The sequence below is a fragment of the Pseudoalteromonas issachenkonii genome, from assembly GCF_002310795.1.
Classification (GTDB): Bacteria; Pseudomonadota; Gammaproteobacteria; order Enterobacterales; family Alteromonadaceae; genus Pseudoalteromonas; species Pseudoalteromonas tetraodonis.
In genome coordinates this window covers 1969546-1992038 of record NZ_CP011030.1, presented here as the reverse complement: position 1 = coordinate 1992038, position 22493 = coordinate 1969546, and the positions used below count along the sequence as shown (strand labels likewise).

Here is a 22493-nt window from a genome sequence, read left to right as displayed (position 1 = left end):
AAACGAATATTCAGTTTGATTTTTTCATAACCCCCTGTGTAAAACGCAAATAATTGCGGTTTTTTAGGGGGAATTTACCCAGCGTAATAAGCGTTAACTTAATTAAAGTGCTTCAGGGTTAATTGTACGGCGTACATTTATCCACGCATTGCCAATAACTTCATGAGTATACTGGGTAACTACTAGTAATGCTTTTGCATTGGGTATGAGTTGTTTATACCAAGGGAAAGCGGCAAAGTTGTGGTAGTCGGTTGCGGCAGGGATAACGTTAATGCCTTGCGCATTAAATAAATTTTTTGCTCTGGGCATATGGCTTACTGAGGTGACTAAAGCGACCTTGTAATCAACGAGTTTTGAGGCTAAAAGTTTTGCCTCTTGGGCGGTATCCATTGCGTTTGGATTTTGCACAATACGATTTTTATTAATACCTAAACTAATCGCGGTTTTATACATTAACGCACTGTTGGTGACTTTTTCATACCCCCCACCTGAAACAATCAGTTGCGCATGGGGGTAAATGTTAGCAAGTCTTATTCCTTCCACCAAACGAGTTAACGCACAATTACCTAACTGGCTGTTAGCACTCAATGCAGGGTTGGGGTTTATGTCACAGCCAAGTACTACAATTTTATCTATATTGGGGTGTTTAAGATAATTAAATGCTAATGAGGTTGGTTGGCTATTTTTAATCAGTAAGTTGGCCACCAAAGGGGTGCTGGCAATAAGCAGGGTTGCTAGGCTCATTAAAGATATAGCGATTGCGACTTTTCGTTGTTTGAGCGCAAAAATGAGTAATATTAGGCTTACTAAGCCCAACAAAGGTAACGGCATGAGCAAGCCGCCCAGTATTTTTTTTAGTTCAAACATAGTGAGCAACATGATTAAGTATATTTATTAGCATGTTACTCATAAGTTTAAGATTTATCGACCGTTATTTAATTTACAGGTGTTTAAAAAGTGACGATAAACTGGATTGTCTTTCATATCTTTTTTCATCGCTAAGTACATTGGACGCGTTAAACCAAGCGCGCCCAGTGGAATTGACTTAATTAACCCTTGGCTTTCATAAGGGGTTACTAACCAATCGGGTAAGGCGGCCACACCCATACCTGCACTGACTAATTGAAATATAAGTAAACCTTGATCAACCGTTTTTAGCGTGCCGTCAAAACGCGCATTTTGGATGAAATGCTTAAATATATCCTGGCGCTCACGCGGAATAGGGTAAGAAATAATAGTTTCGCTTTTCAAATCAAGCGCAGTTACATAGGCTTTTTTCGCTAAGTCGTGATCTGGTGCCACAATCAGTTTCAGCTTAAAGTCAAACAAATGGGCGTATTCGAGTTTGTCAGGGTCGCGAATATCTGATGTAAGCACGAGATCTAATTCATCATTTAATAAGTCTGGGATAGCGTCGTAACTAAAGCCACGCTCGTAATCAATTTTTATATCAGGCCAAAAGTTATTAAATTCTTTGATAGTAGGCAATAACCAATGAAAACAGGCGTGACATTCAACGCTTAAACGCAGCTGCGAAATAGGCTGGTTTAGGCTTTCTTTGAGTCGGCACTTGGTGGCTTCTAATTTAGGTAATATTTCGTGTGCTAATTCAAGTAATAACATACCTTGAGGTGTAAATCGGACTGGTTGAGTTTTACGCTCAAACAACTGGCAGTCTAATTTGTTTTCTAAATCTTTGATTTGATGTGATAAAGCTGACTGAGTTAAAAATAGTTCGCGGGCTGTATTGACGAGAGAACCCGTTTCTTTAAGGGTAGCAATTGTTTTTAAGTGTTTAATGTCAATCATCTTTAATAAATCTCATGGATATGGTGAGTATAGCTCAGATTCATTACATACTACGCCTTTACAAAAACCGTTTCAACGTCTGGATGGCTATAAAATTGCACTTTAGTGTGTTTTTTACTGCGAACATTAAGTTTTTTAACTTTGTTGAGTCAAACAGTGTTTAGTTTTTTATTTATTGTTGAATTTATCTCATGTTTGTTTGGGTTTTTTATTAATGATTATTGTTCTGGTAACAGATAACTTTATTGTCATGTAACTCTCTAAAATAAGTAGGTTATAGCGCGACATTAATATTTAGATGTTTCATAGCGAGGTTAAAATGCGAATTAAAATTTACGGCGAAGGGTTTGGCAGGCAAAAGCTCAGTAAACGCAACTGAGGTGTAAAGGATACACGATTGAAAAAAGCAGCGAATGCAAGGATTGAATGATTAGGGGCTACTCATTGGCATACATTAATACCAATTCGTATACGCCTTTAAATAATGTAATGTATTAAAGCATTCGCTAACGGGGTTAAAGATTTTTATTAAGAACAATGTGGCACAAACTAATTATAAGGTTTTCTACTGGTTAAATAGACCCTTACTTAAGTAAGCAGTTATAAGGCAGATTGTAAAAAGCTGTAAAGTGACGTTGCATGAGTTAGTGTTGGCAAAAGCGTAAAAGTAATTACTGTGATTTTTAAAAGCCAGTAACCCTGGCTTATTAATTAAAGAGGGCTATGTATTAGTAAAATAGCTTCTTTTGCTGTAACAGGTTTAGACTTTAAAAAGCCTTGGCCATAATCACATTGGGTTTTTTGCAAAATAGCGAGTTGTTCAGGGCTTTCTATCCCTTCTGCTATAACAATAAGATCTAATGAAATGGCTAAGGTTAAAATAGCATCAATCAATGGATTGGCCGTGGTTTTTAAATTATCGATAAAGCTTTTATCAATTTTCAGGACATGAATAGGCAGTTGATGCAAGTAACCAAGGGCAGAGTAACCGGTGCCAAAGTCATCTAAACAGAGCAATACTTTTAAAGGCGATAATCCTTGAATAATTTGTGTTGCTAACTCTAAATTTTCAATCAATCCCGATTCGGTTATTTCTAGACATAATGAGCCTAAAGGTAGTTGATGTTTTTTGTAGATTGCGTGAAGCTGATCTACAAACTCTAAACTTGCGAAGTGGCGAGATGAAACATTAACCGTAACGCGTAAAAAACGATGCCCTTGTTGTTGCCATAAAGCGATATGCTGTGCTGCAAGGTCGAGCAAATGCAAATCTAAATTGATAATCTGCCCCGTTTTTTCTGCAATGGGGATAAAGTCACCTGGCGATACAAACCCTTTTCGTGGGTGATGCCAACGTACTAAAGCTTCAAACCCCATAACGTCACTGCTAGTAATGTTAAAAATAGGCTGAAAATACAGTTCAAACTCATCATGCTCAATACCGTGTTGTAAATCATTTTCAAGGTCGGCATGTGTTTTTAACTTGTTACGCATGACATTATTAAAAAACTTAACTTGGCCACGCCCTGATGATTTTGCTTCGTACATAGCCGCGTCTGATTGCTGTAATAAAACAAATGCTTCATCGTTTACATTATCACTAAATGCAACGCCAATACTGGTAGAGGGTTGCAGTAAATGGCCATCAATATCAATGGGATCTGACAGGGCGGTTTTTATTCGAGCGAGGGCGTCGTTTACTTGGTCACGATGACTGAGATTTTCCATAAAAATAGCAAACTCATCGCCACCTAAGCGAGAAAAGGTATCAGTATTGCGAACGGTTTGAGTAATCAATTTACAAATAGCAATTAAAAAATGGTCACCTACTTCATGGCCTAACGAATCATTAATACTTTTGAAGCGATCAAAATCAAGGTAGAGCAGAGCATGAAAAGTACCTTTTTTAGCGCGATTCAAGCGTAAAATTGCATGCTTCATTCTTTCTATTAGTAACGAACGATTGGCAAGCCCTGTTAGTTCATCATGCAGTGCTTTGTGCTCGAGTTCTTGCCGAGCTAAATGCCTGTCTATAACCATACTTATTTGTCGGCTCACATACGTCAACAGCGAGCTATCATGTTCGTTGTAGTAATGTTGCTTGTCATAGCTTTGTACGACAATAACGCCACTCATGCGCTCATTAACTTTATATGGCACACCAAGCCAAGAGTCTGCTAGTTCACCGACCAATTTAAAGTGGCCTTGCTCTATATAGTGTCGGTATTGCTCCTTATTAAGCAGTAAAGGGCGCTCGTTAATTAATAAATAGTAAGAGGCTGTTTCTTTTAACTGATCTTTTGAAATAATTTTATGCGTGTTTGTTTGTAAACCGCCTTCAACGGTATAGACAAAATCTAGAACATCTTCTTTTTTATCATACAAAGCAATAAAAAAGTTACTTGCATTAAGAAGGCTATCAATAATCACATGCAGCGATTTAAAAAAGGTATCTAAATTTTGTGCTTTATAGGTTAAGTTAGCTATTTGCAGTAGGCTACTTTCTAATTTTTGCGCATTATTAAGTTGCCGAACGGTATCTTGCAAGCTGTTGACGGTATTCACTTGATTTATTTTTGCGCTTAGTAAGTGGGCAACGGTAGTTAAAATTTCTAAATGTGAACTGGTAAAGTAATTTTTTATTGGGTGTTCACAGTCAATTACGCCGAGTACTTTATCTTTATATATTAAAGGCACACACAGCTCTGATTGCGCAGGGCGCTCATCAGCAATGTAGCGGCTGTCTTTAGTTACATCGCCTATTATTAAAGCTTGCCCAGTTGATGCAGCATAGCCCGTTATCCCCTCATTAAAGCGGATTAACTTTCGTTCTGACTGATAACTAGTGTGTTCGCTTTCAATACCCATAGACGCCACTTGATTTAGCGTAGATTGGCTGTCATCGGCTAAATAAATCACGCAGTCGACAAATCCAAGTCGATTAACAACTTGTGTGGTGACATAACTAAAGAGCGCTTCTAATGTATTCAGTTGCAATAAACTTGAGGAGAACTGATTGATTATACTCAATTGATCTGTTTTAGTTTCGAGCGCTTTAGTAGTATCGATAGTGTTCGACATAGGCAACGAAGGTAGGCCTTATAATTATTATTAAAGGTACATACGTTAACCTAATATTAACCTTTCTACAAAATAAAACGATAAATGAGAAGCGTGAAGTGTAAAGTTTACTTTATATGTAGTATCTAAGGATTATTTTTTAATAAGGTCTTTACTCGAAAACCCCATATGCCTATGATCAGTTAACTTAAGCATTAGGATTTTACGATGACGAGCAAAATGACAACTCTAACGATTACTAGGCCCGATGATTGGCATGTACATTTACGCGACGGGGATCAGCTAAAAGATACAGTACGTGATATCAGTCGTTATATGGGCCGCGCGATCATTATGCCAAACCTAGTACCGCCAGCCACGTGTACTGAAACCGCATTATCGTACCGAGAGCGCATTATGGCAGCGAAACCTCAAGGGCAGTTTGAGCCACTAATGGTACTTTATCTTACTGATAAAACGACACCAGAAGAGATAAAAAAGGCAAAAGCAACGGGTAAAATATTTGCAGCTAAATTGTACCCAGCGGGTGCAACCACAAATTCAGATTCTGGCGTAACATCGGTTAAAAATATTTATCCGGTGTTAAAAGCAATGCAAGAAGTTGGCATGCTGTTACTCGTCCACGGTGAAGTAACCGACTCGTCTATTGATATATTTGATCGTGAAAAAGTGTTTTTAGAGACTATTTTAGGCGATGTTGTCGTTGACTTCCCTGAGCTTAAAATTGTTCTTGAGCACATAACAACGAAAGATGCAGTCGAGTTTGTAGAAAGTGCCTCTGATAACGTAGCAGCTACAATTACTGCGCATCATTTACTATATAACCGTAACCATATGTTAGCAGGGGGCATTCGCCCACATTACTATTGTTTACCTATATTAAAGCGGAACATTCATCAGCAAGCACTTATGGCGGCTGCAACGAGTGGCAATAAAAAATTCTTTTTAGGCACTGATTCAGCGCCACATTATAAAGATAAAAAAGAAGCTGCATGCGGTTGTGCAGGTGCTTACACTGCACATGCTGCTATTGAACTTTATGCTGAAGCTTTTGAAGAGGCTGGTGCGCTTGATAAGTTAGAGGGCTTTGCAAGCCATTTTGGTCCAGATTTTTATGGCTTAGCACGTAACACCGACACTATTACCTTAGAAAAATCTCCTTGGACAGTGCCGGCAAGCTACTCGCTAGGTGACTCTGAAGTAGTACCAATCAAAGCCGAGAGCGTTATCGACTGGCAAGTTAAATAGTAAAATTTAAACACTAAACTTTAAACCACCTTAAATTCAAGGTGGTTTTTTATTTTAAGTGGCTAAAAAACATACTGATAAAAACTATTTTAAAGCAATTGTAATCTGTTTATAAAAAATACAATATTTTGCTTGTTATTTTCTATAAAAATTAAAAGGTTACACCGTAGTTAGTAAAACAATGAAACTTCAAAAATAAATCCTAATTAATAGAGCTAAAAAAATTTTAATGTGTTAATCTTAATTGGCTTTGAGTTTTTGCGTATTGAATTACGGTATTGTGCTGCGTTTAAGGTTACCGGTTTGGTTATTACTTCTTCCTGTACTATCACCTCCAGTTTTTTGGGCATTGACTCAGGGAGGATATTGCCATAATTATATGGCTGAATTTTAATTATTGACTTACAGGAAAATTTAGTATGTCGGTTACTGGTAAAGTAAAATTTTTCAACGAAGCTAAAGGCTTTGGTTTCATTGAACAAGAAAATGGTCCTGACGTGTTTGTACATTTCAGCGCAATCACTGGTTCTGGTTTTCGCACTCTTAGCGAAGGTCAAGCAGTGACTTTCAGCATCAAGCAAGGTCAAAAAGGCCCTGAAGCTGAGAACGTAGAAGTAGCATAATTTATTATGTGAACCTAAGTTCATCGTGGTGAAACACTAACCTGTTTCACCATAATTCTTAAATAATTATCAACTCTATTTTTAATCTCTCTGTATTGCCTTTCATTTCTGTTATTCGTTATTCGTTATTCATATTTTTAACTCCGATATACTAAATTAAACGTAAACCTTTATGCGCTAGTCCGTTGTTGGCCAATGATCGCCTTGCGATTTAAATTTAGTCTACTGCTTGATGTGAGTTTAATTATATTGAGTTCATAAAAGTGCGTAAGATTGATATTTCTCCATGGAAAAATATAAAAAATCGGCAGGATATTAATGAGCAGTAGAAACAAAAAACACAGGTGTTAATAAAAATGATTCTTTGTAATCTATTTCCCCTCCTTTGTATTGCTTTTTAGATAATCGGCACGTCCTTATTACTATGCGACGAATGCGCGAATAATAACGATTAGCTGTATTTTTAGCTTAAAAAGTCTCAAAAACCACTAAAAAATAATATTCGGGACAGAAAATAAGCTTATTTTTAATTTTTTTTCAGCCACGATTAAGTTAATTTTAAATGTTATATTTTTGTTTACTTTAACTAGGTGGTTTATCAGTATTCTTACTATATCTGGCTTTGCTGAAATTGCATTTGTCACGTTAGTTACGATAATGTTAATTTTTTTGTGTGAGCCCTTTAAATATCTTACAAACAAGCTGATTTATTTATAGGTTATGCGAAACATGAAGTTGACATGACTTAATGCATTTAGCATTATTGGTAAGTTGATATCTATTAAAAGATATCAGGGTTGTCTTCCCCTTGCGGGTTGATAATTAAATTATAAAAGTAACATTACTTAATTGGTTGGGAACTATGTCTGTTAAAATCAGAAAGAGTCTTGTAGCAACTGCGTTGGTTGGCGCTTTTGCATTTGCAAGCAGCAATGTGATTGCAGATCCTTTGAATGACGTGCAAAAAGCAGGTCAAACAATTCAAAAGGCTGCGGTTAAGTCTCAAACTAAAATTGACAATGTATATGGTCAAACTCAGGAGCTAATCGCTGAGTACCGTAGCATCGTTGATGAGACTGAACTTATGAAAGTGTACAACGATCACGTAGCACGTTTGGTCGCTGACCAAAATGCGTCTATCGCATCGTTCGATCGTCAAATCGCGACTATCGATAACACTAAACAAAACGTTGTGCCTTTGATGTATCGCATGATCGATACGCTTGAGCAATTCATCAAAGCGGACGTTCCATTTAACCTTGAAACTCGTCTTGGACGTGTTGAAAGATTACGTGAGATCATGGCATCTGCATCTGTAACAACGTCTGAGAAGTTCCGTCAGGTACTTGAAGCGTACACTGTTGAAACAGCATACAGTTCAGCTGTAACTGCTTCTCAAGGTACTTTAGATGTTGATGGTCGTAGCATTAACGTTGATATCGGTCGTTTAGGTCGTATCACTTATGTAGCGCAATCATTCGATCTAAAACACGCTTGGGTGTGGGATAACAACACTAAACAGTGGAAAGAATTAGGTGAAGAATACCTAAAACCTGTTAAAGAAGTGATCCGTATGGCGCGTAAGCAAGCCACACTAGAACTTGTTAAACTACCAATTTTTGGCGCGGAGTAATCAATAATGAAGAAACTATTTAAAGGTTTTGCTGTTGCAGCAGTACTGTCTGTTTCTGCCGGTACCGCGCTTAATGCACATGCAAATACTGATGCTTTAGATAAAATTCTTGAGCAAGTAAAGCAAGAGCGTATTTCTGAAGGGAAAATCAATAAGCAACGTGAACAAGAGTTCTTATCAGATCGTGCTGATAAGCAAGCGTTACTTAACAAAGCGAAAAGCCAATTAGCTGCTGAAAAAGCACGTGGTGATCGTCTTAGCAAAGAATATGCACAAAACGAAAATACTTTAGCGGAAAAAGAGCAAGCTCTTCAAAACGCGCAAGGTACGTTAGGTGAAATGTTTGGTGTTGTTCGTCGTGCAGCAGCTGACGCGATTGGTTCAATTGAAGCATCTTTAGTAAGTGCTGAAAAACCAGGTCGTGCTGAAGTACTTCGTTCATTAGCTGCGGCTAAAGAACTTCCAACAGTTCGTGAGTTAGAAGAACTTTGGATTTCACTTCAAACAGAAATGACTGAGTCAGCTAAAGTTTCAACGTTTGAAACTGAAGTTGCAGGTCTTGACGGTAATCCGTCAATGAAAAAAGTAACACGTATCGGTAACTTCAACTTAGTTACAGACGATGGCTACTTAATCTACTCACCAGAGACTAAGTCTATACAGCCTCTAGGTAAGCAACCTGACAGCTATATCTTAAAAGGTATTTCTGATCTAGAAGGTACTTCAGCTGATAACTACGCTGGCGTATACGTGGATCCTACACGTGGTGCAATCTTACGTATCAACACGCAGAAGAAGTCTCTTATGGAGTACTACGAGCAAGGTGCTGAAGTTGGTTACATCATCACCGTATTGCTTGCTGTAGGTCTTTTAATCTTCTTAGTACGTTTCGTTGATTTAGCGCTTACTACTTCTAAGATCAAAGCTCAGCTTAAGAACTTGTCTACACCGAATACAAACAACCCATTGGGTCGTATTCTTAAAGTGTACTCTGACAACAAAAATCAAGATGTTGAAAATCTTGAGCTTAAACTTGATGAAGCGATTCTACGTGAAACGCCACGCATCGAAGCGGGTATTAACATCATCAAGATCCTTGCTGCTATCGCACCATTACTAGGTCTACTAGGTACGGTAATCGGTATGATCCTAACGTTCCAAACAATCACATTGTTCGGTACGGGCGATCCGAAGATCATGGCTGGTAACATCTCTCTAGCACTTGTAACTACAGCGCTAGGTCTAATTGCAGCACTACCACTTATCCTACTTCATTCAATTGTTGCAGGTCGTAGTAAGTCGGTACTACATATCCTTGATGAGCAAAGCGCGGGTATCATCGCGACTCACGCGGAGAAGGAGAAAGCCTAATGCTAGTCCTGATGGAGATCTGGGAATCTATCAGGGATTTTGTTGGCACAGGCGGCCAGGTTTTATACGTGGTCGCGATAGCACTCTTTCTTATGTGGGTTTTAATGATTGAGCGCTATTGGTTCTTACTTGCTGAGTTTCCTCGTTTAACGAAGGAAATTGTAGCTAAGTGGGATGCCCGCCAAGACACTACGTCTTGGTACGCACACAGAATCCGTGAAGCATGGATTTCTGAAGCGTCTGAAAAATTAGATCAGCGTATGTTGTTGATTAAAACATTAGTAGCTATATGTCCTTTAATAGGCTTACTTGGTACTGTTACGGGTATGATCGCGGTTTTTGAAACCATGGCAACCCAAGGTACAGGTAATGCACGTTTAATGGCATCAGGCATATCAATGGCAACAATCCCAACAATGGCTGGAATGGTTGCGGCACTATCTGGGGTATTCTTTAGCTCACGCCTTGAGGCAAGAGCGAGAATGGTGAAAGCCAAGCTTGTAGATAGTATGCCTCATCACTAGAGAGAGAATTAAATATGGCACGTAAACAACGTTTTCGTGAAGAAGAAGAAGCAGCGGTAGATATGACGCCAATGCTTGACATCGTATTTATCATGCTTATTTTCTTTATCGTAACTACATCGTTCGTTAAAGAGGCTGGTATCGAGGTCAATAAACCAAAAGCTGCCCAAGCTACGAAGCAAAAAAATGCTAACATTTTTATTGCAATTCGCAGTGACGGTGCAATCTGGATTGATAAACAGCAAGTTGATGTTGAACGTGTTTCAGCAAAAATCGAAAGTTTATTAGCAGAACAACCTACTGATGTTGTAATTTTGCAAGCTGATAAAGAAGCAAAACACGGCACAGTGGTTAAAGTGATGGACCAGATTAAAGCGACGGGTGATAACCTGAGAATTTCAATAGCTGGAGATCAGTAATGATTCGTTTTCTGTTTTCACTGATTGCAGGTGGGGCAGTTACTTTCGGCTTGTTCTACTTCATGGCATACCTCATCTCTGGTGGGGCTGACCGTAATACGGAACAAAAAGAGCAGATCATAGTCGAAATTATGACGAATCCGCCTGAATCTAAGGTGCAGGAGAGGAAGCGTGTACCGCCTCCGCCTCCGCCACCGCCAAAGCAGCCGCCTAAACCGCAGCCGCCACAGCCGGAAAATAGCAACCCAAATACTGGTGGCTTGTCATTTAATATGCCAAGTATCGATGTGGGAAGCACGGCCGGTGGACTAAGTGGTCCAGGTGCATTTGGACGAGATGGTGATGCGACACCTATCGTTCGTATTGAACCAAAATATCCAACACAAGCAGCACGTGATGGTAAAGAAGGTTGGGTTCAACTTTCGTTCACAATTGATGAGTTAGGTGGCGTGATTGACGTTGATGTTATCGACGCAGATCCAAAACGTATCTTTGACCGTGAAGCTAAACGTGCATTGCGTAAGTGGAAATACCGTCCTAAGATCATTGACGGGAAACCACAAAAGCAAGTTGGTTTACAAGTTCAACTAGACTTTAAACTTAACCAAGGCAATTAAGGAGGCGAGTAATGAGAAATTTTTCTAAAGTAACTGCACTTGCAATTCTTATGTCTGTGTCAGGTGCATCATTAACTGCACCTGTTTTAGCGGCGCCAGATTACGCAAAGATTGAAGAGCGTAAGAAAGCAAAAACTAAAATCATGGGCGAACGTACTGGTAAAAAAGTAATTAAAGCGTTTGATTTGTATAACGAAGATGATGTTGATGGTGCAATAGCGTTATTGAAAGAGTTAGAACCGTCTAATGACTTTGATAAAGCAACTGTTAATCGTTACTTAGGCAGCATGTACGCTCAAAAAGAGCAATACAAAGTTGCAATTAAGTATATGAAAGCAGCGATTGCACCGGATGTATTGAACTTTGCTGATCAGGCTCAAGGCTTAAAAACCTTGGGCGATATGTATGCGGGTACTGAACAATACAGTGCTGCCAAGCAAGCATATTCTGATTGGATGGACTTCACAGGTGAAGAGGACCCGAAAGTTTACACTCGTATTGCGCAAGCAAGTTATGAGCTTAAACAATTTGATCAGGTTCTTGAACCGGCAAACAAAGCAATTAAGTTAGCTGAAGAGCCAAATAAAGCTCCTTATCAACTTAAATTAGCTGCCTATTTTGAGAAAAAGCAATATCAAGATATGGTTAAAGTTGCAGAAGAAATTGTTCGTGTATGGCCTGAAGACAAAAAGTCTTGGGTAGGTTTAGGTAAGTATTATTTACAAACCGAAGACTACCAAAAAGGTCTAGCAACTATGGAAGTTGCATACAAGAATGGTTACTTCGAAAACGAAGTTGAATACAAAGTACTGGCTAACTTTTATTCTTTAAACGAAATTCCTTACAAAGCAGCAGTAACGCTTGAAAAGGCTGTTAAAGAAGAGAAAGTAAAACGCACTAAGCAAAATATTAGCGCGATTGCTAGTAACTACCATCGTTCGAAAGATATAGAGAAAGCTGCTAAGTATTACGAAGAAGCTGCTAAATTTGATGACGACGCTGAGCTCTACCGCAAAGCAGGTTCATTACTTTTACAATCTGAAAAATTCAGCGCTGCTGTTGTTCGTTTGAACAAAGCATTAGAGCTTGGCTCTGATAAAAAAGGCACTATTTATTCAGATTTAGCTGAAGCGTTTTACTACCAAGGTAAGTATAAGCAAGCTTATGCTGCTATTACTAAAGCCATGGACGACCCAAGCACACGTAGGTTTGCTAAAGGTTGGGCTACATATATTAAAGATAAAGCCGCTCGCAACGGTGTTAAAATTTAGTATTTAATGTACTCTAGTATTTTTAAAAAGCCCCATTGGGGCTTTTTTTATTGGAATTGACATGAAAAAAACGCCTATTATTTCACTGCTATTTTGTTTGCTGTTAACGTCTTGCTCTAAGCCTACAGATATATTTTCATCTTATGAAGAAGCGCAAAGCGCGTTAATATCACTTAATACTGCTTTAAGTGCGCAACCGAATTCACAGGTTACACAGCTCAGTAATGAGCAGCTCCCTTTTACAGATGATTATTTAGAGCGTCGCCACGCTATTTATCAGCAGCTAATGCAAATGCAGTTATCAGCAGAGCAAACCAATCAGGTTAATTATTTAGTTATTGCTGAGCGATTCCCAGAGCGCTATTTTGCATGGCCTGCACAAACAAATGTTTTGGCTAATATGCTCACTATGGCGAAAAATGATGCCCAGTATAAAAATATTAAGCAATGGTTAAGGTTTGTAAAATCTCAGCTAGAAGCTGCCGAGCAAAGTAATTTAAAGCTAAATAAAGTTGAACATAGTTATTTAAAAAAGTACGTGCAACAAGCTATAAATCGCACTAACACACCGGTTGAACTTAATGCAGCGTTGAGTGAGTTAAACAATTATTTGGCGCACTATAAGCCAAGAGGCAGCATTGGTTTATCAGGCCTTGCTAATGGCAGTCAGTGGTATCAAAGTAAATTAAATTATTTTGCAAATGCTGTGCTCTCACCGCTTGAGTGGCTAAGTCGTATTGATAGCAAATTCAAATCAATGCAGAGTCAAAAACAGCAAACAACGGTAGAAGCCTCAAATGCCTCACAGCTTACCACATTACTTTTAACTGATTCGAAAATAGCGGGTTTAGACTGGTTAACGGGTTATACGCTATTACCTCTGAGGGCTAACGCTTCACAATTAGAACCAGCCGATGAACTGCTCTATATGGCTATGATGGAGACTGATCTAGGGGTGCATTATCACGCTTGGACATTGTCACAAGCACGCTTAAATTTACTTAAACGATTAAACATAAGTGAAGAGGAAGCGACTTTATTAGTTGAAGATATTCTTTTTTATCCAGGGCAAGCGTTTAGTTTTGCTCCACAACTACTTAATTAAACTTTAGTGCGCTATTAACTAGCGCACTGATCACATCGCTGCGCTGCAGGGTCTTGCTCTAAGCGCTGCGCTGATATTTTTTCCTCACAGTCACAACAGTAACCATACTGGCCAATGTCAATTTGGCTTATTGCCGCTTCAAGCTTATTCATACGCTCAATCAAGGGATTATACTCGGTGCCTAATTGCTGAGCTGCTATATCAAGCCACTCTTCATTTGAGGTACGGGTTAGTATACAAAGCAAATTTTGATGTGTAGGGTGTGTAGATTGTGATAGCAAGCCTAATATAGTCGCTTTAACACTTTCAATTTCATCGTTTAGTCGTTGCTGATGATGCATTAGCAGTATAACCCTTAAATTAGTCCTCAGTGATACTGCTATTATCTAGTTAGATTATCTTAGATGTTATGATTTGTATCAAATTGTGGCGCTTTCGCATATTTTTTTAATACCTCTGCCACTTCATCTTTGGCTTTTAAACGACGTATTTCGTCAAATAATAGTCCTGCTTGTGGGTACTGACGTTTTAAATAACCAAGCCATTGTTTTGTGCGTGAGGCAAAGTACTTGGTATCTTTACTGGCGGTTTGGTGCATGGATGAGTAAATAATATGGTGTAAAATATTTTCCCACGTTAACTCACTATAATCTTCATTATTAATATGAGCTTTAATTTTACGAGCTAAATCAGGATGTGAAAGGGCGCCACGGCCAATCATTAAGTCAGTGCAACCGCTGCGCTTTTGGCATAAAAGGGCATCTTCTACCTGCCAAATCTCCCCATTGGCGACCACCGCAATTTGTTTATCTTTAACTAAAGGAGGGATTTTTTCCCAATAGGCAGGCGGGTTATAGCCATCGCGTTTAGTTCGCGCATGAATGGCAATACTGCTCGCACCTGCACTGACAACGGCATCGACAATCTCTTGGCTATTACTATCATCATCAAAACCTAAGCGAATTTTTGCACTTACCTCGTGTTCAGCGTCTACGGCATCCCTTACAGTTTTAATTATTGAATACATATGTTCAGGGTCTTTGAGTAAAACAGCGCCCCCTTTGCTTTTATTCACCGTTTTTGCCGGGCAGCCAAAGTTTAAGTCAACACCATGGGAGCCTAAGCCAACTGCTTTTACTGCATTTTCAGCTAGGACGTCAGCCACTTGGCCCAATAACTGAATTCGAACCGGCGTGCTACATCGAGTTAGCCCTGCATTTTTTAGTTCAGGGCAATAACGGTGAAATACTTTATCAGGCAAGCAAGTATCTACAACGCGGATAAATTCAGTCACACAAAGATCAAAGCCACCTATGTCGGTGAGTAGTTGGCGCATTTTAAAGTCAACGACACCTTCCATAGGTGCTAAAACAAGTTTCATAGTGTGATTAATTTATTACTGAAAAAGAGCGCCAGTTTACCTGTAAATCATAAATTGATAAAACGCTTATTAGGGTTCATAGTTAGTTTACTAAGTTATTTTAGAAAAAATAGATAATGTGAAAGTTTTTAGTTTTATGCAGGTCTACTTGTATAATGATATCTGACAAGTTTAGAAGGTAATAAAAAATGAATACAATAAAGAAAAATTCAATTGCATTAACACTCGGCGCAGTGGTTGTTGGCAGTGCAAGTATGGCCAGTGCAGATGTACAAGCTAACCCATTTGAATTTCAGCAAATGGTTGCTGGTTACCAGTTAGACGCAGGTGAAGGCAAGTGCGGCGAAGGTAAATGCGGTGAAGCTAAAACCAAAAAAGAAGGAAAGTGCGGCGAAGGTAAATGCGGCGAAGCGAAGGCCAAAAAAGAAGGTAAGTGCGGCGAAGGCAAATGCGGTGAAGCTAAAGCCAAAAAAGAAGGCAAATGCGGCGAAGGTAAATGCGGCGAAGCTAAGGCCAAAAAAGAAGGCAAGTGCGGCGAAGGTAAATGCGGCGAAGCTAAGGCCAAAAAAGAAGGCAAGTGTGGCGAAGGTAAATGCGGTGGTCAATAAACTTTTCTTTTAAATACGTTAAGCTATAGGGCCTATTAGGCCCTTTTTATTTAATATGAGGTTTTATTATGGCTCACATTCAAACGCCTAACTTTGGCATGGTCGGTTTAGGTTTGCGAAGAGAAATGCTAGATGAGCTAGACGGTGCTGTACCAAAACAAATTGAGTTTATGGAAGTGGCCCCAGAAAACTGGTTAAAGTTAGGTGGACGCTTTGAAAAGCAGTTCAAACAGTTAACCAATACTAATTATTTTGTTTGCCATGGTTTGTCACTTTCTATTGGCTCGCCTGAGCCACTAGACCTTGAATTTGTAAAGTCGTTAAAACCGTTTTTTGATACTCATAATATTAAAGTATACAGCGAGCATTTAAGTTATTGTTCAGGAAAAGGACACATGTATGACTTAATGCCGATCCCTTTCACTGAGGAGGCGGTTAACCATGTTGTTTCTCGGGTTAAACAGGTACAAGATATTTTAGAACGCCCGCTAGCGCTAGAAAATGTGTCTTATTATGGCGCGCCTGGACAACAGTTAACTGAGCTTGAATTTACAAACGCTATTTTAGAACAGGCTGATTGCCAGTTACTACTAGATGTAAATAATATTTATGTTAATTCAGTTAATCATGGCTACGATGCACATGCCTTTTTAGCTGCATTGCCAACTAACCGAATTGCTTATGCCCATGTTGCAGGGCATTACAACGAAGCCGAGGACTTGATTATAGATACTCATGGCGCCGATGTTATTGATCCCGTATGGCAGTTGCTTGATAGCGCTTATGAAACACATGGTGTATTTCCGACGCTGTTAGAGCGGGACTTTAATATTCCACCTATTAACGTGTTAACCAAAGAGCTGGATATAATTCATCAATTACAAGCAAAGCACCTGCAGCTGTTATCCACTGAGCAAAGTGCTTAAACAGTCCTATGCAGCTAGTAATAACAACAGCATGGTTTTAAAAGAGTATTAACTATGAGTTTTATCGATATTCAAAATGAGTTTATGGCTCATATTCGCCAGCCCAACACGAACCCTTGCCCAGCAGATGTTGAAGACAGACGTATGGCTATTTATCGGGAGCTTTTTTTTAATAACATCAATGGGTTTGTTTCATCAGCATTTCCGGTATTAAAAACACTTTATACTGAGCAACAATGGCAGTTACGTGTTCGTGAATTTTTTAGTGAACATGATTGTCAGTCGCCTTACTTTTTAGATATTGCTGAAGAGTTTATAACGTACTTAATGACAAGTTATGTGCCCAAAGAGTGCGACCCTGTGTTTATGCTAGCGCTGGCGCATTATGAATGGATTGAACTTGATGTATCGGTAACTCAGGCTGACTTGAATGAGAGCGAACTGGCAACGAATCAATTAACCCATAGCCCTTTATATTTATCTAAAACGGCACGTAACTTAAGCTATGAATTCCCTGTGCAACATATTAGCGAAGCGTTTCAACCGCAACAGCCCTCTGAGCAGCCACATTATTTTGTGGTGTACAGAGATAAAGACGATGAAGTACAATTTTTAGCAACTAATGCGATGACCGCCATGCTTTTGTCTATTATTGACAATAACGCAGGAAGCACATTTGAGCATGTTTGCCAGCAAGTCAGTGAAAATGCACCTCAATTTAGCCTTGAGCAAATAACTCAAGGCGCATTAAGTACCCTAACGGCTATGGCACAGCGTCAAATTATAGTGACAAAAAATCAAGATTAAGCTCTTTATAGATTATTTCACATCGTCTATTATAACGCCTTTATTTGTTGTGCTTAATAAAAGGTTGTACCGATGTCAGATGATAAAGAGTTTAAAGACCCGTTTAATGCGGCTTACTTTTTTGCATTTTTAGCCGTGTTTGCTGGAATAGGGTGTTTAAATGCTATTTTAGGTTGGATCACCAGCTTGACGTAATTTTTGCTTTATTTCATAAGGCTGTTGTTTTCATCAGCCTTATATTTTTTTATCTTGTTTACCCTTCCTGAATTTTTATAACTACCGCAAACTCGCAATTTACGCTCACTTAAGGTTATAATCACCTGCTTTGTAATATGAACCATTGAGCAGTTAAAATTATGACTCAAGTAACACCAGCAATTATCAAAAACAGCATTACTACAATTGCTGATTACCCTAAAGCGGGCATTATGTTTCGCGATGTAACAACCCTAATGGCAAACCCTGAAGCGTTTAAAGCAACCATAGATGCATTTATTAACGCCTATAAAGATCAAGGTTTTACTAAAATTATTGGCACAGAATCGCGTGGCTTTATTTTTGGTGCACCGCTATCTTATGCCTTGGGAATTCCTTTTATCCCTGTTCGCAAACCTGGTAAATTACCGCGCGAAGTTATTCGCCAAGATTACCAACTCGAATATGGTGAAGATACATTAGAGCTTCATACTGATGCGATTGTAGCCGGTGATAAAGTATTGCTAGTTGACGACTTGTTGGCGACCGGTGGTACAATTGAAGCAACAGCCAAGTTGGTTGCAAAATTAGGCGGCAACGCCACAGATGCAGCATTCGTCGTATCGTTACCTGAACTAGGTGGGGAGCAGCGTGTTGAAAAAATGGGTATTAAAATCCTAAAATTGGTTGAATTCGAAGGCGAATAATCGATGAGTTATCAGGTTCTAGCGAGAAAATGGCGTCCTCAAACCTTTCATGAATTGGTTGGGCAGTCTCATGTTAAACAAGCGCTGGTTAATGCGCTGAGTCAAAATAGACTGCATCACGCTTATTTATTCACTGGAACCCGTGGTGTTGGTAAAACGACCATTGCGCGTATTTTTGCTAAAAGCTTAAATTGTGATGAGGGCATTTCTGCCACACCATGTGGTCAATGTAGTAGCTGTGTTGATATAGAAGCAGGGCGCTACATTGATTTACTCGAAATAGATGCGGCCTCACGCACAAAAGTTGAAGATACTCGCGAAATACTCGATAACGTTCAATATGCGCCAACCCGCGGACGCTATAAAGTGTACTTAATTGATGAAGTACACATGTTGTCAAAGCACAGCTTTAATGCCTTATTAAAAACGCTCGAAGAGCCACCTGAGCATGTAAAGTTTTTACTGGCGACCACCGATCCACAAAAATTACCGGTAACTATTTTATCGCGCTGCTTACAGTTTAATTTAAATGCCTTGTCGCAAGCTGAAATTAAGCAACAGCTTGAGCATGTTCTTACGCAAGAGCAGCTCAATTTTGATAATGATGCCCTAAGCATTATTGCTAAAGCAGCCGATGGCAGTATGCGAGATGCGCTGAGCCTGACAGATCAGGCTATTGCCCAAACAAATGGCGATATTAATAATCAAGCTGTTCAAGCCATGCTTGGTTTAATGGATACCCATTATAGTCAGAGTTTACTCGCTGCATTACTCGCGCAGGATGGCGCAGCCTTAATGGCTGAAGTTGCCCAAGTCGCGAGCAGAAATCCTAATTACATTGCACTACTTGATGACTTAATTGCACTTACGCATATTATTCAATTAAGCCAATTAGTGCCTGAAGCGGCAGCACTTGATAGCAATAATGCTGACTACATTAAGCATGTTGCAGCGCACACTCATGCTCAGCAAATTCAAGTGTATTATCAGTTATTACTGAATGGCAAAAAAGATTTACAGTGGGCGCCTGAGCCACGCTTAGGGTTTGAGATGATTATGCTACGATTGTTAGCATTTCAACCTGAGCACTCACAAACGACGCATTCAGTACCTAGCTCGCAACCCGCGCCAGAGCAAAATGCCACAGGGCGTACCAATGCATTGCGTGATATTTTAAATAAAAATAAACCAGCGCAGAGCAATAGCACTGAAAGTCAGCCCTCAATACATAATCCACAGCCAATAGAGGCTCCTGAGCCTGAGGTTTCGCGCTCTGATAATAGCCCGACTCACATTGAGCAAGAGTCAACACAAAGTCAGCCAAACATGTCTGATACAACGCCAATGAGCGATGAACAAGCGCAGCGTCAAAGCGAAGATGATGCCTACATGCAGCACAGCGATGTAGAACAAACCATTGCAGCGCAATACGATGATGTAATGAGTAGCGCGGTTGACCAAGGATTTAATCCTGAGCTATCAAACGTACCTAGTAGCACTGAGCATTCAGCGCCAACAATGGGCGAGCAAGAAGCACGTGCACAGTCTGCAATAGCGCGTATTTTACGTGACAGAAATATTTCCGGTGCGGGCAAACTGTCAAGCGCAGCAACCGAAAAACCTGTTGTGCCAAAATCGACCCCTGCGAGGCAAGTCGATAAACCTATTAGCAATACACCTCAAGCTGTAGCGCAGGAGCCGCCTCCATGGGATAGTGAGACGGGTGATGAGTTACCAAAAAAGCCAGCGCTCCCCATGTCAGGGAGCAAGCCACAGGTAAGCACTAAACCTGCAAATAAAGTTGACTTTAAAGCGAAGCACCAAACAATTACCGAAAATCTTGCACCTGAGCTATTAGAGCAAATTAATCCGCAAAAACCAGCTCCTGCTGTTGAACAAGCACCAAGTATTCCGGTGCCGGATGATTTTCAAAGCCCCATCAGTGAAATTAGATTTGCCCATCAACAAGATGAATGGGCTTATTTAATTAAGCGAATGGGGCTTGGCGGGCGCATGCGCCAGTTTGCCTTGCATTCAATTTTTACCAAGCAAGACAATCATTTTCATATTGAAGTGGATGAATCGCAAAAGCATTTAGATACGCCTATGCTGCGCCAAAAGTTAAATGTGGCGTTATCGACTATTTATGGGCATAACGTTGAGCTAAATATCGACTTTGCCAGTGGGGTGATTGACTCGCCTTATTTAATTCAACAAAAAATTGATGCAGGTCGTCATCAGCAAGCGATTGATGTGATCACAAGTGATGAAAATATAGTACAATTTCAACAGCTATTTAGCGCTGAAATTGACGAAAACAGTATTCAGGCATTGTAATTAACTATCAGTGCCCTTATTTATACTTCAGTTAATGTATTAAAAGAAAGAGAGACGATTATGTTTAAAGGTGGAATGGGTAACATGATGAAGCAAGCGCAGCAAATGCAAGAGCGCATGCAAAAAGCCCAAGAAGAAATCGCAACAATGGAAGTCGTTGGTGAAGCTGGTGCCGGTTTAGTTAAAGTAACCATGCTTGGTAACCACAACGTGCGCCGTGTTGAGCTTGATGAAAGCTTAATGGAAGACGACAAAGACATGATTGAAGATTTATTAGCTGCAGCATGTAACGATGCTGTTCGCCGTGTTGCCGATGAAACGCAAGAACGCATGGGTAAAGTGACAGGCGGTATGCAATTACCACCTGGTATGAAAATGCCGTTCTAAGCAACTATGCAACTTTCAGATAGTTTAACATCGCTTATTGAAGCACTTCGTTGTCAGCCCGGCATCGGTCCGAAGTCTGCCCAGCGTATTGCATTTCATTTATTAGAGCGCGACCGTAAAGGCGGTGCTCAACTTGGTAATGCCTTGACTAAAGCTATGAGTGCTGTAGGTCATTGCCAATCGTGCCGCACATTTACCGAGCAGGCGCAGTGTGATATTTGCTTAAGCACTAAACGCCAAGACAGTGGTATTTTATGTGTTGTTGAATCGCCAACGGATGTACTCGCCATTGAGCAAACAGGTCAATACAAAGGGCTTTACTTTGTATTAATGGGGCATTTATCACCGATTGATGGCATAGGGCCTAAAGAAATTGGCCTTGATGTACTCGAGCAAAAGCTTGCGCAAGGCGGTATTAATGAAGTCATTTTAGCCACAAATCCTTCGGTTGAAGGCGAAACAACGGCGCATTATATTGCTCAGCTTTGCCACAAAAACAATGTGGGTGCATCGCGTATTGCTCATGGTATTCCTGTTGGTGGTGAGCTTGATTTAGTCGATGGAATGACGCTTATGCATGCATTTAGCGGTAGGCGCTTAGTCAGCCATGAATAGTTTATTTTAAGCTTAACTATTTGAACTTACTTTAAAAGCCTACATACATGCTGTAGGCTTTTTTGTTGGCTTTAATTGCAATATAAACAAAAGTTTAAGGATGGTATGGCTGCAATAACCCAAAGTGCTAATGTGATTGTTGATGACTTTATCGCACCTGTTTGCCATGAACACATAAAAATTATTTATCAAGATGAGGCGCTTTTAGTGATCAATAAACCTAGCGGTTTATTGAGTTTGTCGGGTAAAAACCCACTAAATTGGGATTCCGTTCATTATCGTTTAGTCAATGGTCAACAGGGTAAAACAGCCGCCTTTGCAGAAGCAAAGTTACCTCATCGATTAGATTTTGGAACTTCAGGGATCATGCTGGTGGCACTCAATAGTGAGTCGGCAAAAAACCTCAATCAACAATTTCAAAGTCACACCATAAGCAAACGCTATGTCGCTATGTTGCAAGGAAAAGTGTGCGATAACCACGGACAAATAAATTACCCGATTGCTAAAGACAAACTCCATTTTCCTCGTGTTAAATTATGTAACACCACAGGCAAAGCGGCCTTAACACACTACACAGTACTTAAGCGTTTTATACAACCAATCAAGACGTTAGTGCAATTTACCCCCGTTACTGGTCGAACGCATCAATTACGTATTCATAGTCATGCAATTGGGCATCCTATTTTAGGCTGCGATTTGTATAAAAGTGAACAGAGTGAGCAGATGGCGTCGCGTTTGCAGTTACATGCCAGCGATATATACTTTCATCATCCAAGCACTCAAAAGCCGATGCATTTACACTGTGCTAGCCCATTTTGAACAGATATTG

General features: G+C 39.8%; 23 protein-coding genes. 18 read left to right on the top strand and 5 right to left on the bottom strand.

The features are described 5' to 3' along the window. Positions 1 to 102: 102 nt before the first annotated feature. From PISS_RS09140 to PISS_RS09130, 3 genes are all read right to left on the bottom strand, one after another. Positions 103 to 867, bottom strand: a complete 765-nt coding sequence (locus PISS_RS09140; RefSeq protein WP_058155503.1) for a YdcF family protein — start codon at positions 865 to 867, stop codon at positions 103 to 105. Positions 868 to 921: 54 nt separating this feature from the next. Further along, on the bottom strand, positions 922 to 1809 hold the full coding sequence (locus PISS_RS09135) for a LysR family transcriptional regulator (RefSeq protein WP_008114241.1): 888 nt from the start codon (positions 1807 to 1809) through the stop codon (positions 922 to 924). Between the two features lie 711 nt (positions 1810 to 2520). Further along, on the bottom strand, positions 2521 to 4890 hold the full coding sequence (locus PISS_RS09130) for a bifunctional diguanylate cyclase/phosphodiesterase (protein ID WP_058154846.1): 2370 nt from the start codon (positions 4888 to 4890) through the stop codon (positions 2521 to 2523). Between the two features lie 207 nt (positions 4891 to 5097). Between PISS_RS09130 and pyrC the strand changes: the two genes are divergently transcribed. The 9 genes from pyrC (at position 5098) to PISS_RS09085 (ending at position 13701) form a co-directional block, all read left to right on the top strand. Beyond that, positions 5098 to 6138 (top strand): dihydroorotase, encoded by a 1041-nt coding sequence (pyrC, locus tag PISS_RS09125; RefSeq protein WP_028835052.1) that lies wholly within the window; start codon positions 5098 to 5100, stop codon positions 6136 to 6138. Positions 6139 to 6557: 419 nt separating this feature from the next. After that, entirely contained in the window at positions 6558 to 6761 is a 204-nt protein-coding gene (locus PISS_RS09120; RefSeq protein WP_004588138.1) for a cold-shock protein, read from the top strand. Positions 6762 to 7623: 862 nt separating this feature from the next. Then, positions 7624 to 8394 carry a DUF3450 domain-containing protein gene (locus PISS_RS09115; protein ID WP_013465204.1) on the top strand — a complete coding sequence of 257 codons (771 nt, stop codon included), beginning with the start codon at positions 7624 to 7626 and terminating at the stop codon, positions 8392 to 8394. A gap of 6 nt (positions 8395 to 8400) precedes the next feature. Beyond that, positions 8401 to 9765, top strand: coding sequence for a MotA/TolQ/ExbB proton channel family protein (locus tag PISS_RS09110; RefSeq protein ID WP_013465203.1), 1365 nt, complete (start codon positions 8401 to 8403; stop codon positions 9763 to 9765). Further along, positions 9765 to 10289, top strand: coding sequence for a MotA/TolQ/ExbB proton channel family protein (locus tag PISS_RS09105; RefSeq protein WP_008109346.1), 525 nt, complete (start codon positions 9765 to 9767; stop codon positions 10287 to 10289). Before PISS_RS09110 ends, PISS_RS09105 begins: the two co-directional genes overlap by 1 nt. A gap of 14 nt (positions 10290 to 10303) precedes the next feature. After that, complete coding sequence (locus PISS_RS09100) at positions 10304 to 10708, top strand: ExbD/TolR family protein (RefSeq protein ID WP_006792384.1); 405 nt, start codon at positions 10304 to 10306, stop codon at positions 10706 to 10708. Further along, positions 10708 to 11325, top strand: a complete 618-nt coding sequence (locus PISS_RS09095) for an energy transducer TonB (protein ID WP_008109338.1) — start codon at positions 10708 to 10710, stop codon at positions 11323 to 11325. Before PISS_RS09100 ends, PISS_RS09095 begins: the two co-directional genes overlap by 1 nt. An 11-nt stretch (positions 11326 to 11336) precedes the next feature. Further along, on the top strand, positions 11337 to 12596 hold the full coding sequence (locus PISS_RS09090; protein WP_013465200.1) for a tetratricopeptide repeat protein: 1260 nt from the start codon (positions 11337 to 11339) through the stop codon (positions 12594 to 12596). A 61-nt stretch (positions 12597 to 12657) separates the two neighbouring features. Further along, positions 12658 to 13701 carry a hypothetical protein gene (locus tag PISS_RS09085; protein WP_058154845.1) on the top strand — a complete coding sequence of 348 codons (1044 nt, stop codon included), beginning with the start codon at positions 12658 to 12660 and terminating at the stop codon, positions 13699 to 13701. A gap of 14 nt (positions 13702 to 13715) precedes the next feature. On the opposite strand, the gene PISS_RS09080 is transcribed toward PISS_RS09085, so the two are convergent. Further along, positions 13716 to 14042: a TraR/DksA family transcriptional regulator gene (locus PISS_RS09080; RefSeq protein WP_013465198.1), complete on the bottom strand. Its 327-nt coding sequence runs from the start codon at positions 14040 to 14042 to the stop codon at positions 13716 to 13718. A 59-nt stretch (positions 14043 to 14101) separates the two neighbouring features. After that, complete coding sequence (locus PISS_RS09075) at positions 14102 to 15082, bottom strand: tRNA-dihydrouridine synthase (RefSeq protein ID WP_058154843.1); 981 nt, start codon at positions 15080 to 15082, stop codon at positions 14102 to 14104. A 188-nt stretch (positions 15083 to 15270) separates the two neighbouring features. Between PISS_RS09075 and PISS_RS09070 the strand changes: the two genes are divergently transcribed. The 9 genes from PISS_RS09070 (at position 15271) to PISS_RS09035 (ending at position 22483) form a co-directional block, all read left to right on the top strand. Beyond that, positions 15271 to 15690 (top strand): HvfA family oxazolone/thioamide-modified RiPP metallophore, encoded by a 420-nt coding sequence (locus PISS_RS09070; RefSeq protein ID WP_058154841.1) that lies wholly within the window; start codon positions 15271 to 15273, stop codon positions 15688 to 15690. Between the two features lie 68 nt (positions 15691 to 15758). Beyond that, positions 15759 to 16616 (top strand): HvfB family MNIO-type RiPP peptide maturase, encoded by an 858-nt coding sequence (locus PISS_RS09065; protein ID WP_058154839.1) that lies wholly within the window; start codon positions 15759 to 15761, stop codon positions 16614 to 16616. Positions 16617 to 16670: 54 nt separating this feature from the next. After that, positions 16671 to 17423: an HvfC family RiPP maturation protein gene (locus tag PISS_RS09060; protein WP_058154838.1), complete on the top strand. Its 753-nt coding sequence runs from the start codon at positions 16671 to 16673 to the stop codon at positions 17421 to 17423. Positions 17424 to 17495: 72 nt separating this feature from the next. Beyond that, entirely contained in the window at positions 17496 to 17618 is a 123-nt protein-coding gene (locus PISS_RS19115) for a hypothetical protein (RefSeq protein ID WP_255314607.1), read from the top strand. 161 nt (positions 17619 to 17779) lie between these two features. Further along, positions 17780 to 18325, top strand: coding sequence for an adenine phosphoribosyltransferase (gene apt / locus PISS_RS09055; protein ID WP_013465193.1), 546 nt, complete (start codon positions 17780 to 17782; stop codon positions 18323 to 18325). A 3-nt stretch (positions 18326 to 18328) separates the two neighbouring features. Continuing rightward, the gene (gene dnaX, locus PISS_RS09050; RefSeq protein ID WP_058154836.1) at positions 18329 to 20662 is read left to right on the top strand and encodes a DNA polymerase III subunit gamma/tau; all 2334 of its coding nucleotides are present in this window, start codon (positions 18329 to 18331) and stop codon (positions 20660 to 20662) included. 60 nt (positions 20663 to 20722) lie between these two features. After that, positions 20723 to 21049 carry a YbaB/EbfC family nucleoid-associated protein gene (locus PISS_RS09045; protein ID WP_013465191.1) on the top strand — a complete coding sequence of 109 codons (327 nt, stop codon included), beginning with the start codon at positions 20723 to 20725 and terminating at the stop codon, positions 21047 to 21049. 6 nt (positions 21050 to 21055) lie between these two features. Continuing rightward, positions 21056 to 21664: a recombination mediator RecR gene (recR, locus tag PISS_RS09040; protein WP_024602877.1), complete on the top strand. Its 609-nt coding sequence runs from the start codon at positions 21056 to 21058 to the stop codon at positions 21662 to 21664. A 105-nt stretch (positions 21665 to 21769) separates the two neighbouring features. Then, on the top strand, positions 21770 to 22483 hold the full coding sequence (locus PISS_RS09035; protein WP_058154835.1) for an RluA family pseudouridine synthase: 714 nt from the start codon (positions 21770 to 21772) through the stop codon (positions 22481 to 22483). The last annotated feature ends 10 nt before the right edge of the window (positions 22484 to 22493 follow it).